We start from the raw sequence: 14,752 nt of genomic DNA on the forward strand, positions 1-14,752 counted from the left end.
TCGTCAAATTCCGTCGAGGAAAGTCTTGAAACCAGACCTTCGTGCATATCAGCTGCGGCCGCCGCCGGCTTCGAAGCAGGCGCGACGCAACAGGTCTACATCGTCTATCCGAACGGCATTGCCGGAAGTATGGACTCCCAGCACGCGGAGCCGCCCCAGCACCCGGGACAGGCTTTCGCGGCGGATGCCCACCCGGCTGGCCAGCACTTCCTTGTTGAAGGGCAGCAACACCTCGACCCGCCCCTCGGCGGACGGAGCCTGGGCCAGGAGGAACTCGGCCACGCGCTGCCAGGGGGTCAATTCCTTGAGGTCGGAAATCTCGTTGGCCAGGCGGCGGTTCCACTTGGCCAGGGCGGCCAGCATGCGGTAGGCCAGGGCATGGTCCGAATGCAGCGTGTAAAGGAAGGCGCGGCGCCCGACCCGGATCAGGGTGGCGTCCTCGATCACCTCGGCGTGCAGGGGAAAGCGGCCGGTGGACAGCATGGCGGCCTCGGCGAACGAGGTGCCGGGGCCGAAGATCTCGACGATGCTTTCCCGTCCGTCCTGGGCCAGGGCGAACAGTTTCACCGCCCCGTCGAGCACGATGTAGAAACAGTCGGCCTCGTCTCCGGCTCCGAACAGCAGGGTGCTGCGCCGGCGCGTGACGGTGGCGGAATCGGCCAGCAGACGGTTGAGCACGTCGGGCAGGATGCCGTCGAACAGCGGCAGCGCCGCCACCACCTCCTGGGCGCTGCGCGAGCCCTTGAAGACCCGCTGCGGCGTCGACAGCGTGCGGTCGCAATCGGCGGTGGGGCCTTCGCAGGACGGCCGGCACGGGCACGACGCGGGGCCGCCCGTGGTCTTCGCTTCCTCGGGTCCGCTAGGCGGTGAACGCAGCGCAGTCGCCATAGGTCCTCAGCGTCGCCACATCGGCGATCTCTACCTTGTCGGTGCGGCTGGCCACCACACCCTTGTCGCGGAGCTTGGCAAAGGCCCGCGACAGCGTCGCCGGGTCCATGCCCAGGTGATCGGCCAGATGCCGCTTCTCGTAGGGCAGCCGCACCACCGCCTTGCCGGTGGCATCGCCGGCCAGGGCCAGCAGATAGCTGGCCAGGCGCTCGGCGGTGGACTGCATCTTCAGTTCGGTGATCTCGCGCACCTGTTCGCGCAGGTTGCCGGCCATGGCCGAAATCATGGCGATGGCCACGTCGAAATGGGATTCGAGATAGCCCATCAGTGTGCCGGCCGGCATGGACAGCAAGGTGACGGGACCGGCCGCCCGGGCGGTGGCGGCGTGGGGGGCGCCGGTCAGCACCGCCTCTTCGCCCGCCGTGTCGCCGGCCGACAGCCGCAATTGCGGCGAGGCGGGCGAGGCGTCGATCAGTACGTCGCCGGACAGCACCAGGAACAGGAAATCGGCAGGTGCGCCCTCGGCGAACACCACGTCGCCGTCGTTCAGGGTCAGCGTGCCGTGGCCGTCCAGCAGGACGGCGGCGTCCCCAGCCGGAACCGCCGAGAACAGCAGGCTTCGCCTTATCGCGCACACGGTGTCGGAGTTCATCGTCCCTCCCGCCGCCGGGGAGCATTCGCCGATGTCGCCCCCGAACTTTCATTATCATCTCTCTAAATAGAGCCGGACGACTTGATCTTGGTTAAGGGGGGTGACCGGGCGCAAAGGAGGCGGCGCACCGGCGGGTCAACTGAATTAATCAATTCTAATATTCATGAATCCAAGCAAATCCAAGGTAAATTGATCAAGATCACGTCGATTGCCGGGGGCGGTGATTACAGTCCGTCACATTCCGGGGTCCGAGCGTGTTTTCCGGAAGGGCGCCCGCGCGAGCGGGATTGGGGGCGCTGCGCGGACCTGACCGGACATGTGTCCGGGATGCCGGGGTCTTGGTTCCGACCTCTGTGTTCCGATCAATCATTGTCCAAGGTCAAGTCGGGAATCGGTCCCCCGTGGTATCGGTTCCGCTTGAGGGTGGACAACTAGGGTACGCTGGGGAGCGCAATGGCTACTGAATCCTTGCTCGGAAAACTGCTGAGGATGAAAGTCCTGGGTGCGTCGTTGTTTGGCGCCGGGGTGATCTTCGTCGGCGGCATCATGTTCTGGGGCGCCTTCAACACGGCGATGGAAGCCACCAACACGCTTGGCTTCTGCATCAACTGCCATGAGATGAAGGACAACGTCTATCAGGAGTACGTCAAGACGGTCCACTACACCAACCGTTCCGGTGTGCGGGCCACGTGCTCCGACTGTCACGTGCCCAAGGACTGGGTCCACAAGTTCGTCCGCAAGATTCAGGCCAGCGGCGAGGTCTTCCACTGGCTGATGGGGACCGTCAACACCCCCGAGAAATTCGACGCCAAGCGCTATCAGCTGGCCAAGCGCGTCTGGGCGACCATGAAGAGCACGGATTCGCGGGAATGCCGCAACTGCCATGCCTTCGACCAGATGAACCCGGCCGTCCAGAAGCAGCGCGCCAAGAAGCAGCACGAGAACGCCCAGGCCGAGGGCGGCACCTGCATCGACTGCCACAAGGGCATCGCCCACAAGCCGGTCCACCACCTGCTGGAGCAGGAGGAGGAGCAGAAGGCCGCCGAGGAGGCCAAGAAGAAGGCCGAGGCCGAGGCCAAGAAGGCCGCGTCCGCCAAGCCCGCCGCGGCTCCGGCCGCCGCCACCGCTTCGGCTCCCGCCGCCGGCGGCGCCGCGCTGCCCCCCGTCACCGGCAAGGCCGTGGACTGGAGCAAGGTGGCCGAGACCAAGACCGTGCTGTTCTATCCCGGCCAGACCGCCATGGAGTGGGTGCTGACCGGTACCGACCACGGCGGCACCCGCGCCTTCAAGAAGGGCGACCGCTGCTTCGAGTGCCACAGCAACGAGACCGCCGACATGGGCGCCAAGATGGCGTCCGGCTCCAAGGCGGAAAAGACTCCCATTCCCGGCAAGCGCGCCGCCATTCCGCTGTCCATCAAGGCGGCGTATGACGCGGACAACCTGTACATGCGCTTCGAGTTCCCGGCTGGTCCGCACAACGACGTGCCCTTCGTCAAGGGCGGCAAGATGGACCCCGAGAACGAGGTCAAGGTCGCCATGATGATCGACGGCGGCAAGGTGGACATGGCGGCTCGCTCGGGCTGCTGGACGTCGTGCCATGCCGATGCCCGTGACATGCCCCAGGCTCCCGCCGCTCCCGGCGCGGTGCCCGGCATCGACACCAAGGCCGGCTACGTCACCAAGTATGTGCCGGAAAGCCGCACCCAGTTCGACACCACCGCGCGCAACAACTGGGACAAGGTCAAGCCGCAGGCCGAGCTGGATGCCCTGCTGGCCGGCGGCACCTTCCTCGACCTGACCCGCTGGAAGTCCTCGGGCGCGTCCGAGCAGGGCTACGTTCTGGCCGAGCGCGTGCTCAAGCCCGGCAACGACGTGGCCTATACCGGCAAGAAGGAAGGCGATAAGTGGGTGGTGACCATGATCCGCCGTCTGAAGGCGACCCAGCCGGGCGAAGTCGCCCTGGTTGCCGGTCAGTCGTACAGCGTCGGCTTCGCCGTCCACGACGACTTCACCAATGGCCGCTTCCACCACGTGTCCGTCGACCTGAAGCTGGGTCTGGACGCCGAGGGTGAGATCAAGGCGGTCAAGATGTAGTCTGACGAAAGGGCCGGATGCGGACGTGGGGACGTCCGCATCCGGTGGTTTCAATCCTGGGAGGGAAAAGCAGATGGGTAAGTTCGCATTTCATGCCGCCGCCGCGGCGTTTGCCGTTTCGACCCTGGCGGCCGGTGCCGCCCATGCCGCCCCCAAGGCGGTGAACTGGGACAGTGTTCCCGCTTCCGAAACCATGCTGTTCTATCCCGGCCAGACCTCCATGGAATGGATCCTGACCGGCTCGGACCATGGCGGCGTGCGCGCCTTCAAGAAGGGCGACCGCTGCTTCGAATGCCATTCCCAGGAAGCCCAGGACATGGGCACCAAGATGGTGACCGGCGCCAAGGCCGAAAAGACCCCCATTCCGGGCAAGCGCCCGGCCTTTCCGCTGAAGGTCAAGGCGGCCTATGACGCGGAGAACGTCTATCTTCGCCTGGAATTCCCCGCCGGCGCCCACGCCGACGTGCCCTTCGCCAAGGGCGGCAAGCTCGACCCCGACAACGAGGTCAAGGTCGCCATGATGATCGACGGCGGCAAGGTGGACATGGCGGCCCGGTCCGGCTGCTGGACCAGCTGCCATTCCGACGCCCGCGACATGCCGACCGCGCCGGCCGCCGCCCAGCTCGGCGCCGCCAAGGGCATCGACACCAAGGCGGGCTATGTCACCAAGTACGTGCCGGAAAGCCGCACCCAGTTCGACACCGCCAAGCGCGACAACTGGGACAAGGTGAAGCCCCAGGCCGATCTGGACGCCCTGTTGAAGGGCGGCGGGTTCCTGGAGCTGCTGCGCTGGAAGTCGTCGGGCGCCGCCGAGCAGGGCTATGTCCTGGCCGAGCGCGTGCTCAAGCCCGCCACCGACTTCACCGCCACCGGCAAGAAGGAAGGCGCCAACTGGGTGGTGACCATGAGCCGCAAGCTCAAGAGCGGCCAGCCGGGCTCGGTGGCGTTCGAACCGGGCAAGAGCTACGCCGTCGGCTTCGCCGTTCACGACGACTTCGCCAACGGCCGCTTCCACCACGTCTCCCTTGACCTCAAGCTCGGCCTCGACGCCGAGGGGGAAATCAAGGCGGTGAAGCTGCCCTAATCCCTGGGACGGAGGCCGGTCATGACTCGTCGATTTCTGCTGAACCTTCTCGGCGGTGCGGCTGTGGTCCTGACCGGCCTGCCCGTCTGGGCGGGCGAGACCGCCCGGGTGGGCATGGACAAGAATCTGTTCGTTCCCCAGGTGCTGAAGATCAAGCCCGGCACCACGGTGGAATGGGTCAACGACGAAAAGCGCACCAGCCACAGCGTGTTCTTCGAGAAGGAAGGCCTGGCCGAATCCGACCGGCTGTTTCCGGGCGAAAGCTGGAAGCGGAGCTTCGACAAGGCGGGCACCTATCCCTACCGTTGCGGGCCGCATCCCGAAATGGTCGGAACCGTCGAAGTGGCGCCGTGAGCGACAGGGGGAATGGGGGCGACATGGCCGATGATGTGAGGCCGCTGGTTCATCTGGTGGGAGCGGGGCCGGGCGACCCCGACCTGCTGACGGTCAAGGCTCTGCGCCTGATCCAGTCGGCGGACGTGGTGGTCTATGACCGTCTGGTGGGCGACGGCATTCTCGACCTCATTCCGGCGGGCACCACCCGCATCTGCGTCGGCAAGGAGAAGGGGCGCCACCTGCTGCCCCAGGATCAGATCAACGATCTGCTGGTCAGTCTGGCGCGGCCCGGCCGCCGGGTGGTGCGCCTCAAGGGCGGCGACCCCTACGTCTTCGGGCGCGGTGGCGAGGAAGCCATGTATCTGGCCGGCTACGGCATCGCCACCGAGGTGGTGCCGGGCATCACCGCCGCCGCCGGCTGCGCCGCCGCCACCGGCATTCCGCTGACCCATCGCGAGGTGGCGCGCTCGGTCCGTCTGGTCACCGGCCATCTGCGCGACGACCAGAGCCTGGACCTGGACTGGGAGCGTCTGGCCGACCCCTCCTGCACCCTGGTGGTGTATATGGGGGTGGGCACCGCCGGGCTGATTTCCCAGGGACTGATCAAGGCCGGTCTCGACCCCGCCACCCCGGCGGCGGTGGTGGAAAAGGGCACCACGGCGGCCCAGCGGGTGCTGCGCGGCACCCTGGCCGAACTGGAAGCCAACGTCGCCCGCTGGCAGGTGGAGCCGCCCGCCTTGCTGATCATCGGCCGCGTGGTGGCCCTGGCCGCCGAGCAGGAGGTCGCCGAGTGGCGCGGCGCCGTCGAGGCGTGAGGTTGTTGTCGTTCCAAACTCTTGCTCAACGTCAAGCCAAAGCCGGGCCGGGAATGCTATTCCTCGCTTAGCCTGTGGGAGGGCTGAGGATGCGTATGCTCGGGGCACTGACGGGTGCGATGGCGGTATTGCTGGCGGCGGGACCGTCAATGGCTGAGGTCGCGCCTGCGCGCTCAGGGGCTGAGGTCGCGCCTGCGCGCTCAGGGGCCGAGATCGCGCCTTCGCGTCAGGCGAAACTGAAGGACATGGTGGACCAGGATTGCGGTTCGTGCCACGGCATGACCCGCCAGGGCGGCCTGGGCTCGCCCCTGCTGGCCGAAGACCTGAACAAGCTGTCGGCCGAGGCGGTGATCGAGACCATTCTGGAAGGCCGCCCCGGCACCCCCATGCCGCCGTGGAAGGCCATGCTGAGCCGGGAAGAGGCCGCCTGGATCGCCGCCTATCTGATGGGAGAGATGAAATGATCCATCCAGCCTGTCATCCCGAGCGCAAGCGAGGGATCTCATCCTGGCGCGTCTTTTCCGGTTTGGCACCGATGGTCCAGGCGGAGATTCCTCGCCTGCGGCTCGGAATGACGCGGATGGCCGCCCTCGTCGGCCTCGGCCTGCTGTCGGCCTGCCAGCCCGCGCTGCGCGGCACCGGCGACCTGGGGCTGGTGGTGGAGCGCGCCGACGGCCGTCTGATGGTGGTGGAGAACAGCACGTCCACCAAGCTGGCCAGCGTCGCCGGCCTGGGCGATCTGTCCCACGCCGCCCTGGTCTATTCCCGCGACCAGCGCTTCGCCTATGTGTTCGGCCGCGACGGCGGGCTCACCAAGGTGGACATGCTGACCGGGACCATCGCCGGGCGGGTGATGCAATCGGGCAATTCCATCGGCGGCGCCATCTCCCAGGACGGCACCCTGGTGGCGGTGGCCAATTACACGCCGGGCGGCATCAAGGTGTTCGACGCCGCCACCCTGGCCCAGGTGGCCGACATTCCCGCCATGGGCGCCGACGGCAAGGCCAGCAAGGTGATCGGCATCGCCGATCTGTCGGGGCGGCGGTTCATCTACACGCTTTATGACGCGGGCGAGATCTGGATCGCCGATCTGTCCGACCTGAAATCCCCGAAGATCACCAAGCACACCAATATCGGCAAGCTGCCCTATGACGCGCTGATCACCGGCGACGGCCGCTGGTACCTGGCCGGGCTGTTCGGCGAGGACGGCATCGCCATGCTCGATCTGTGGAACCCGGACAAGGGGGTGCGGCGCATCCTCGACCATTACGGCAAGGGGAAAGAGGCCCTGCCGGTCTACAAGATGCCCCATCTGCGCGGCTGGGCGGTGGCCGGCGACGAGGTGTGGCTGCCCGCCATCGGCCACCATCAGGTGCTGGTGGTGGACAAGGGAAAGTGGACGGAAAAGGCCCGGGTCGATCTGGCGGGCCAGCCGGTCTTCGCCATGGCGCGGCCCGACGGACGGCAGGTGTGGGTCAACTTCGCCGTTCCCGATTATTCCAAGGTCCAGGTGATCGACACCCAGACCAAGAAAGTGATCAAGACCCTGGAACCGGGGCTGGCCATCCTGCACATGGAATTCACCCCCAAGGGCGAGCGGGTGTGGCTGTCGGCCAGGGATTCCGACAAGGTGGTGGTCTACGACACCGAGACCCTGGAGCAGGTGGCGGAAATTCCGGCGTCGCGGCCCAGCGGCATCTTCTTCACCAATCGCGCCCACAAGACGGGGCTCTAGCCATGGATCACCTCGACCAGAGGCTCCTGAACGAGTTTCAGCAGGACTTTCCGCTGGAGTCGCGGCCCTATGCCGTGCTGGGCGAGCGGCTGGGCATGGACGAGGACGAGGTCATGGACCGCCTGGCGCGCCTGACGCGGGGCGGCTCCATCAGCCGGGTGGGCGCGGTGTTCCGTCCCCACACGGTGGGCGGCTCGACGCTGGCGGCCATGGCGGTTCCCGCCCATCGCCTGGAAGAGGTGGCCGAATTGGTCAACGCCTTCGGCGAGGTCAACCACAATTACCAGCGCGAGCACCGCCTGAACCTGTGGTTCGTGGTGACCGCGCCCACCAAGGCGCGGGTGGCCGAGGTGCTGGACGAGATTTCCCAAAGTACCGGGCTCCAGGTCCTCGACCTGCCGCTGCTCGAACATTTCCACATCGATCTGGGATTCGACCTCAAATGGTCTTAAACGACGCAGATCACGCCCTGGTTTCGGTCCTGGCCGAGGGCCTGCCCCTGGTCTCCCATCCCTACCGGGCCATCGGCTCCCAGTTGGGCATGGACGAGGCCGAGGTGATCGCCCGCATCCAGGCCATGCGGGACGCGGGCATCATCCGCCGTTTCGGCATCATCGTCCGCCACCACGAACTGGGCTTCAAGGCCAACGCCATGTCGGTGTGGAGCATCCCCGACGGCGTGGTCAGCGAGATCGGCCGCCGTCTCGGCGACGCGCCCGAGGTGACGCTGTGCTACCGCCGGCCGCCCCGGCTGCCTGACTGGCCCTACAACCTGTTCTGCATGATCCACGGCCGCGACCGGGCGGCGGTGGAGGAGACCATCCGGGCTCTGGTGCAACGTTTCGATCTGGCCCAGTATCCCCACGCCGTGCTGTTCTCCACCCGGCGGTTCAAGCAGACCGGCGCGCGCTACGGCCGGCCCATCCCGCGGGCGGCGGCGGAGTAGGGGGAAGGGAACATGGACGACATCGACCGCGCCATCATCAATTCCCTGCAGGGCGGCTTTCCCATCTGCGACCAGCCGTTCTCGGCCATCGCCGAGCCCCTGGGCCTGACCGGATCGAAGCTTCTGGCCCGTATCCGCAAGCTGAAGGACGCGGGCGTCATCTCGCGTTTCGGCCCCATGTGGCATGCCGAGCGGATGGGCGGCGAACTGACGCTGACCGCCATGAAGGTGCCCCAGGAGCGCTTCGAGGAAGTGGCGGACATCGTCAATTCCTTTCCCGAGGTGGCGCACAATTACGCCCGCGAGCACGCGCTGAACATGTGGTTCGTGGTGGCCACCGAAAAGCCCGGCCGCAAGGCCGAGGTGCTGGCCGAGATCGAGACGCGGACGGGCATCGAAGTTCACGACATGCCCAAGATTCAGGAATTCTACGTGGGACTGAGGTTCGAGGCATGACCACCACCTTGGATCCCATCGACCGGGCCATCGTCGTCGCCACCCAGGACGGGCTGCCGCTGATGGACAGGCCCTATCACGAGGTGGCGCGCCAGGTGGGCATCTCGCCCGACGAGGTGATGAACCGCATGGAGCGCATGCTCCATGACGGCGTCATCCGCCGCATCGGCGTGGTGCCCAACCACTATGCGCTCGGCTACAAGTTCAACGGCATGACCGTGTGGGACGTGGCCGACGAGGATATCGCCGAGGCGGGGCGCCGGGTGGGCGAGCTGGATTTCGTCAGCCATTGCTACCACCGGCCGCGCCATTTGCCAGACTGGCCCTATTCCCTGTTCGCCATGATTCACGCCAAGGAGAAGGCCGACGCCGATTCCCTGGTCCAACGGGTGGCAGACGCCCTGGGGTCCTTGTCGCACGGCCACATGGTGCTGTTCTCGTCGCGCATTCTCAAGAAGACCGGCCTTCGGCTGTAGGAGTTCGCCCCTTGTTCCGCGTTTCCCAGTTCATGCACGAACTCGTCGCCCCCAGCCCGGTGGGGCCGCGCCGCGATCCGCCCGGCCCGGTGGTGATCTGGAACCTGATCCGGCGCTGCAACCTCACCTGCAAGCATTGCTATTCCATCTCGGCCGACAAGGATTTCGCAGGCGAACTCTCCACCGACGAGGTGTTCGGCGTGATGAAGGACCTGAAGTCCTTCCGCGTGCCGGTGCTGATCCTGTCGGGGGGCGAGCCCCTGCTACGCCCCGATATCTTCGACATCGCCATCCGCGCCAGGGAGATGGGCTTCTATACCGCGCTGTCCTCCAACGGCACCCTGATCGACGAGCAAGTAGCCGACCGCATCGCCGAGATCGGCTTCAATTACGTCGGCATCAGCATCGACGGCATCGATGCCACCCATGACCGCTTCCGGGCGCGCCAGGGGGCCTTCGCCGAATCCATGGGCGGCATCCGCCGTTGCGTCAAAAGGGGCGTCAAGGTGGGGCTGCGCTTCACCATGACCATGGACAACGCCGCCGAACTGCCCCAGGTGATCGATCTGATGGAAAGTGAAGGGGTGGCCAAGTTCTACTTCTCGCACCTGAACTATGCCGGGCGCGGCAACAAGAACCGCCTGGACGACGCCACCGTGCAGGTGACCCGCAATTCCATGGATTACCTGTTCGACGTCGCCTGGGCCCATGCCTCGGCGGGACGCGAGCGGGAATTCGTCACCGGCAACAACGACGCCGACGGCCCCTATTTCCTGTCCTGGGTCCGGCGCAACCACCCGGACAAGGCCGACCACATCGCGGGCAAGCTGCGTCAGTGGGGCGGTAACGCCTCTGGCATCAACGTCGCCAACATCGACAACCTGGGCGAGGTCCACCCCGACACCATGTGGTGGAACCATAACCTTGGCAATGTGCGCGACCGGCCGTTCTCCGCCATCTGGCCCGATACGTCCGACGCGCTGATGGCGGGTCTCAAGGTCCGTCCCCGGCCGGTGGAAGGGCGGTGTGCGGCCTGCGCCTATCTCGACATGTGCAACGGCAACACGCGGGTGCGGGCGCAAAGGGTGACCGGCAACGCCTGGGCCGAGGATCCTGGCTGTTACCTGAGCGACGAGGAGATCGGGCTGACATGAGTATTTCCGACCTGTCATCCCGAGCCTTGCGAGGGATCTCCGCCTGTTCCGCCGTGCGGGTTTTGTGGAGGCGTACCAGGATGAGATCCCTCCTCCCGATGGTCGTCGGGATGACGGTTCTTGCCGTTCCCGCTCTGGCGGCCCCCAACCCGACCGAAGCGGAGGCGCCGCGCCTCTATGCCGAGCATTGCGCCGCCTGCCATGGCGGCGACCGCCTGGGCGCCATCGGCCCGGCCCTGCTGCCCGAGAATCTGGGCCGCCTTCGGAAGGCCGAGGCGGAGAAGGTCATCGCCCAGGGCCGCCCCGCCACCCAGATGCCGGGCCATGCCGACAAGCTGAACCCCGACCAGATCAAGGTGCTGGCCGATTACGTCTACACCCCGCTGGCGGCGGTGCCCGCCTGGGGCATGGCCGAGATCAAGGCCACCCACGTGGTCAACGTCGACCCCGCCACCCTGCCGGCCAAGCCGCAGTGGAATACCGATCCTTTGAACCTGTTCACGGTGGTGGAGACCGGCGACCACCACGTCACCATCCTGGATGGCGATTCCTTCAAGCCGCTGGTCCGCTTCCAAAGCCGCTTCGCCCTGCACGGCGGCGCCAAGTACTCGCCCGACGGCCGCTTCGTCTATTTCGCGTCCCGCGACGGCTGGATCACCAAGTACGACCTTTATACCCTGCAGGTGGTGGCCGAGATCCGGGCCGGGGTGAACACCCGCAACGTCGCCGTTTCCCATGACGGCCGCTTCCTGATGGTCGGCAACATGCTGCCCCATACCCTGGTGGCCCTGGATGCCCGCGATCTTACGCCCATGCAGGTGATTCCGGTGGAAGGCGAACGGGTGGGCGGCAAGGTCCCCACCTCGCGCGTTTCGGCGGTCTATACCGCGCCCATGCGCTCCAGCTTCGTGGTGGCGCTGAAGGACATTCTGGAAATCTGGGAAATTCCCTATGCCGACGATTACGGCCCGGTGATGAACGGCTTCGTCCATTCCTACGAAAAGGGCCTCGAGGAAGGCATCAGCGCCGGGGGCCGCTTTCAGGCCATCCGCATCAGGACGCCCGACTACCTGGACGACTTCTTCTTCGACCGCACCTACGAGCGGGTGATGGGCGCGTCGCGCGACGGCACCAAGGGCCTGGTGGTGGATCTCGACATCAAGCGCAAGATGGCCGAGATCGACCTGCCGGGCATGCCCCATCTGGGCTCTGGCATCATCTTCCGGAAGGACGGCAAGGACTACATGGCGACGCCGCACCTGAAAGAGGCGGTGATCAGCATCATCGACATGGAAAGCTGGAAGACGGTCAAGCGCATCCCCACCCTGGGGCCGGGCTTCTTCATGCGTAGCCACGAGAACACCAACTATGCCTGGATCGACGTCTCCATGGGCAAGGAGAAGGACGCCATCCAGATCATCGACCTTAACGCCATGGAGATCGTCAGAACGCTGCGTCCCGCGCCGGGCCGCACCACGGCGCACGCCGAATTCGACCGGTCAGGCCGCCACGTGCTGATCTCGGTGATGGAGGCCGACGGCGAACTGATCGTCTATGACGCCGCCGGGTTCGAGGTGGTGACCCGCATGCCCATGAAGCGGCCGGTGGGCAAGTACAACGTCTTCAACAAGATCAATTATTCAAGCGGCACCAGTCATTAGCCGCCGGCGAGGGGATCTCGTCGCCCAGCAGGGTGGCGAGGCAGTCCCCCCAGCGCCGGGCGAAGTCCTCGCCGTCCAGGGGCGGCGGCGCCGGCTCGAAGACCGCCACGTGCGGAATGGCCGGGCGGCGGATGGTGCGGCGAACCTCGAACTGGCGGGTTTCGCCTTCCTCGGAATCGGTATCGAAGACGATCACCGCCAGCCGGGTGGGGTCCTGGGTCTTGATCACGTCCATGAACTTGTAGTCGTGCCACTGGCGGCCGATTCGTCCCGTCTCGCCGCTGGCGGTGGCGTCCAGGGCGATTACCGCGTGGATGCCGCCGCCGTCCACCGGGGTCGACCACGATGAATTGGCGATCAGCGATACCCAGGCCCCGAACGAGCGCCCGGCCAGCACCACGCGGGAAAAGCCCTCGTCCCGCGCCGCGCGGGCCTGGGCGAACAGGGCCTTGCCCAGTTCATGCTCGCGCTTGAAATCCACCGGCACCCGGTTGACCCGGATGGTCCAGCCCTCGTCCCGGAAGCGGGCCAGCACGGGTGGCGGCGTGTCCGGGGCATCGGTTCCCACGGTGTAGAGGATCAGGCGGTTTTCGGCCGAGGCGGGCAGGGCGGCGAGGAGGCAGAGCAGCGCCAGCAGGATGCGATGGATCATGATCCCACCATGCCACGCCCTGCTGACGCCAGCCTTGCCGGTCACCATGCCCCCGGCCCCGCCCGTTGCGAGGCGAAGCGCTCGGCCAGGAAATCGAGGAAGCAGCGGACCTTGGCCGAGAGCTGGTGACGCTGGAGGAAGACGGCGTGGATGTCGGCCTCCACCCCCGACCAGGAATCCAGCACGCGCACCAGCTCGCCCGAGCGCAGGTACGGCGCGATGTCCCATTCCGAGCGCAGCAGGATGCCGTGCCCGGCCAGCGCCCAATCCACCGCCACCTCGCCGTGATTGGCCGACAGCGCGCCGCCGACCTTGACCGAGGCGTTGGCCTCGGCCGAGACAAGATTCCAGGTGTTGAAGGCGCCTTCGTTCTCGCGGATGACGATGCAGTGATGGTCGCGCAGATCCTTGGGGCGCAACGGCGGGGCGTGGGCGGCGAGATAGGCGGGGGCGGCGCACAGCAGGCGGCGGTTTGCAGCGATCTTGCGGCGGACGAGGCCGGAATCCGGCCCCAGCCCGAAGCGGATGCCGATGTCCATGGCCTCGGCGGTGAGATCCAGCGGCCGGTCGGACAGATGCAGGATCACCTCCACCTCGGGATGCAGGCGGACGAAATCCGACACCGCCGGACCGAGGTGGCGCCGTCCGAAGCCGAACCCGGCATTGATGCGCAAGCTGCCGCGCGGGCTTTGCCGCCCGGCGACCAGATCGCGTTCCAGGCTTTCGATGTCGCCCAGGATGCGGCGGCCTTCCTCCAGGTATTTCTCGCCCTCGGGCGTCAGGCTCTGGCGCCGCGTGGTGCGGTTGAGCAGGCGCACCCCCAGACGCCCCTCCAGGGCCGCCAGGCGGCGGCTGATGGCGGGCGGCGACAGTCCCATCTCGCGCGCCGCCGCCGTCAGGCTGGCATGGCGGGCCAGCTGGGCGAAGAAGGCGATGTCGAGGGCGCCGCTCAATTATTGCTTCCTGCGCAAGAGTTCAGTGAATTTGACGCCATTGAACGTCAGTGATGCAAGGGTAATCATCGAAGACCCTCCTTCGTCAAAGGTCCGGCCGGTGTCCGTCTCCCTGCTTCTTTCCCTGATGCCCGTGTTGCTGCTGGGCGGCGCCCTGGGGTTCCTGGGCGGCCTGTTCGGCATCGGCGGCGGCATCGTCGCCATTCCCCTGCTGGCGTCCTTTTACGGCATGGACCAGGCCATGGCCCAGGGCACCGCCCTGGTGATGATGGTTCCCAACCTGCTGGCCGCCTGGTGGCGCTACATGCGGCGCACGCCTGTCGACCCGGGCGTGGCTCTGCGCCTCGCCGCGGTGGGAACGCTCACCACCTACGGCGCGGCGCAGCTGGCCCAGGGGCTGGACCAGCATGTGCTGCGCCTGCTGTTCGCCGCCTTCCTGGCGGTGCTGGCCTGGGGCATGGCGCGCCGTCCGGCCCCGGCGGCCGGGGGTGTCCGGGCGGCCCTGATTCCCCTGGTGGGGGTGGCCGGGGGCGGCAGCATGGGCTTGCTGGGAGTGGGCGGCGGGCTGGTGGCGACGCCGCTTCTCGTGCGCTGGTTCGGGCTGGACCAGCGGGTGGCCCAGAGTCTGGCGCTGGCCCTGGTTCTGCCCTGTTCGGCGGCCGGGCTGGTATCCTATGCGCGGGCCGGCAACGTGGACTGGAGCATGGGCGCCGCCCTCGGGCTGGGGGGACTGGCCAGCGTCTCGGCCGGCGTCGCCCTGGCCCACGCCTTTCCCGAAACCGTCATGCGCCGGCTGTTCGCGGGGCTGCTGGTCGCGACGTCGGTGGCCATGCTGGCCGCACGCTGAGGC

Annotated in this window: 17 protein-coding genes; 13 read left to right on the forward strand and 4 right to left on the reverse strand. The window is 66.8% G+C overall.

The genetic code is table 11. From position 1 onward, the window contains the following. Nucleotides 1–48 precede the first annotated feature (48 nt). Entirely contained in the window at nt 49–888 is an 840-nt protein-coding gene (locus WV31_RS18075; protein WP_085374873.1) for a Crp/Fnr family transcriptional regulator, read from the reverse strand. Beyond that, nucleotides 860–1,540 carry a Crp/Fnr family transcriptional regulator gene (locus WV31_RS18080; protein WP_085374874.1) on the reverse strand — a complete coding sequence of 227 codons (681 nt, stop codon included), beginning with the start codon at nt 1,538–1,540 and terminating at the stop codon, nt 860–862. The genes WV31_RS18075 and WV31_RS18080 overlap by 29 nt, the downstream gene beginning before the upstream one ends. A gap of 489 nt (nt 1,541–2,029) precedes the next feature. On the opposite strand from WV31_RS18080, the gene WV31_RS18085 reads away from it, so the two are divergent. The 12 genes from WV31_RS18085 (at nt 2,030) to WV31_RS18135 (ending at nt 12,297) form a co-directional block, all read left to right on the forward strand. Further along, nucleotides 2,030–3,634 carry a NapC/NirT family cytochrome c gene (locus WV31_RS18085; RefSeq protein WP_237051363.1) on the forward strand — a complete coding sequence of 535 codons (1,605 nt, stop codon included), beginning with the start codon at nt 2,030–2,032 and terminating at the stop codon, nt 3,632–3,634. A 73-nt stretch (nt 3,635–3,707) separates the two neighbouring features. Then, nucleotides 3,708–4,718, forward strand: coding sequence for an ethylbenzene dehydrogenase-related protein (locus WV31_RS18090; protein ID WP_085374876.1), 1,011 nt, complete (start codon nt 3,708–3,710; stop codon nt 4,716–4,718). Between the two features lie 21 nt (nt 4,719–4,739). Then, the gene (locus tag WV31_RS18095; protein WP_085374877.1) at nt 4,740–5,072 is read left to right on the forward strand and encodes a cupredoxin domain-containing protein; all 333 of its coding nucleotides are present in this window, start codon (nt 4,740–4,742) and stop codon (nt 5,070–5,072) included. A 23-nt stretch (nt 5,073–5,095) separates the two neighbouring features. Continuing rightward, on the forward strand, nt 5,096–5,869 hold the full coding sequence (gene cobA / locus WV31_RS18100) for a uroporphyrinogen-III C-methyltransferase (protein ID WP_085374878.1): 774 nt from the start codon (nt 5,096–5,098) through the stop codon (nt 5,867–5,869). 149 nt (nt 5,870–6,018) lie between these two features. Beyond that, complete coding sequence (locus tag WV31_RS18105) at nt 6,019–6,333, forward strand: c-type cytochrome (RefSeq protein ID WP_237051364.1); 315 nt, start codon at nt 6,019–6,021, stop codon at nt 6,331–6,333. A gap of 116 nt (nt 6,334–6,449) precedes the next feature. After that, nucleotides 6,450–7,604 (forward strand): cytochrome D1 domain-containing protein, encoded by a 1,155-nt coding sequence (locus tag WV31_RS18110; RefSeq protein ID WP_269466693.1) that lies wholly within the window; start codon nt 6,450–6,452, stop codon nt 7,602–7,604. 2 nt (nt 7,605–7,606) lie between these two features. After that, nucleotides 7,607–8,056 (forward strand): AsnC family transcriptional regulator, encoded by a 450-nt coding sequence (locus tag WV31_RS22200; protein ID WP_168185984.1) that lies wholly within the window; start codon nt 7,607–7,609, stop codon nt 8,054–8,056. Next, on the forward strand, nt 8,047–8,550 hold the full coding sequence (ahbB, locus tag WV31_RS22205; RefSeq protein ID WP_168185985.1) for a siroheme decarboxylase subunit beta: 504 nt from the start codon (nt 8,047–8,049) through the stop codon (nt 8,548–8,550). The genes WV31_RS22200 and ahbB (WV31_RS22205) overlap by 10 nt, the downstream gene beginning before the upstream one ends. Nucleotides 8,551–8,562: 12 nt before the next feature. Then, nucleotides 8,563–9,006 (forward strand): Lrp/AsnC family transcriptional regulator, encoded by a 444-nt coding sequence (locus WV31_RS18120; RefSeq protein ID WP_085374880.1) that lies wholly within the window; start codon nt 8,563–8,565, stop codon nt 9,004–9,006. After that, nucleotides 9,003–9,482: a siroheme decarboxylase subunit beta gene (gene ahbB / locus WV31_RS18125; RefSeq protein ID WP_085374881.1), complete on the forward strand. Its 480-nt coding sequence runs from the start codon at nt 9,003–9,005 to the stop codon at nt 9,480–9,482. Before WV31_RS18120 ends, ahbB (WV31_RS18125) begins: the two co-directional genes overlap by 4 nt. 11 nt (nt 9,483–9,493) lie before the next feature. Beyond that, nucleotides 9,494–10,636, forward strand: a complete 1,143-nt coding sequence (gene nirJ / locus WV31_RS18130) for a heme d1 biosynthesis radical SAM protein NirJ (protein ID WP_085374882.1) — start codon at nt 9,494–9,496, stop codon at nt 10,634–10,636. 110 nt (nt 10,637–10,746) lie between these two features. Continuing rightward, nucleotides 10,747–12,297, forward strand: coding sequence for a cytochrome D1 domain-containing protein (locus WV31_RS18135; RefSeq protein ID WP_269466694.1), 1,551 nt, complete (start codon nt 10,747–10,749; stop codon nt 12,295–12,297). Here WV31_RS18135 and WV31_RS18140 read toward each other — a convergent pair. Both WV31_RS18140 and WV31_RS18145 read right to left on the reverse strand, forming a co-directional pair. Beyond that, complete coding sequence (locus WV31_RS18140) at nt 12,269–12,949, reverse strand: hypothetical protein (RefSeq protein WP_085374884.1); 681 nt, start codon at nt 12,947–12,949, stop codon at nt 12,269–12,271. The two genes, WV31_RS18135 and WV31_RS18140, sit on opposite strands and share 29 nt — an antisense overlap. A 41-nt stretch (nt 12,950–12,990) precedes the next feature. Next, a complete protein-coding gene (locus tag WV31_RS18145) occupies nt 12,991–13,902 on the reverse strand; it encodes a LysR substrate-binding domain-containing protein (RefSeq protein ID WP_085374885.1) in 912 nt (303 codons plus the stop codon). Between the two features lie 100 nt (nt 13,903–14,002). Here WV31_RS18145 and WV31_RS18150 point away from each other — a divergent pair, with 100 nt between their 5' ends. Next, nucleotides 14,003–14,749 (forward strand): sulfite exporter TauE/SafE family protein, encoded by a 747-nt coding sequence (locus tag WV31_RS18150; protein WP_085374886.1) that lies wholly within the window; start codon nt 14,003–14,005, stop codon nt 14,747–14,749. Nucleotides 14,750–14,752 lie beyond the last annotated feature (3 nt).

Origin of the sequence: Magnetospirillum sp. ME-1 (assembly GCF_002105535.1) — a bacterium.
Taxonomy (GTDB): domain Bacteria; phylum Pseudomonadota; class Alphaproteobacteria; order Rhodospirillales; family Magnetospirillaceae; genus Phaeospirillum.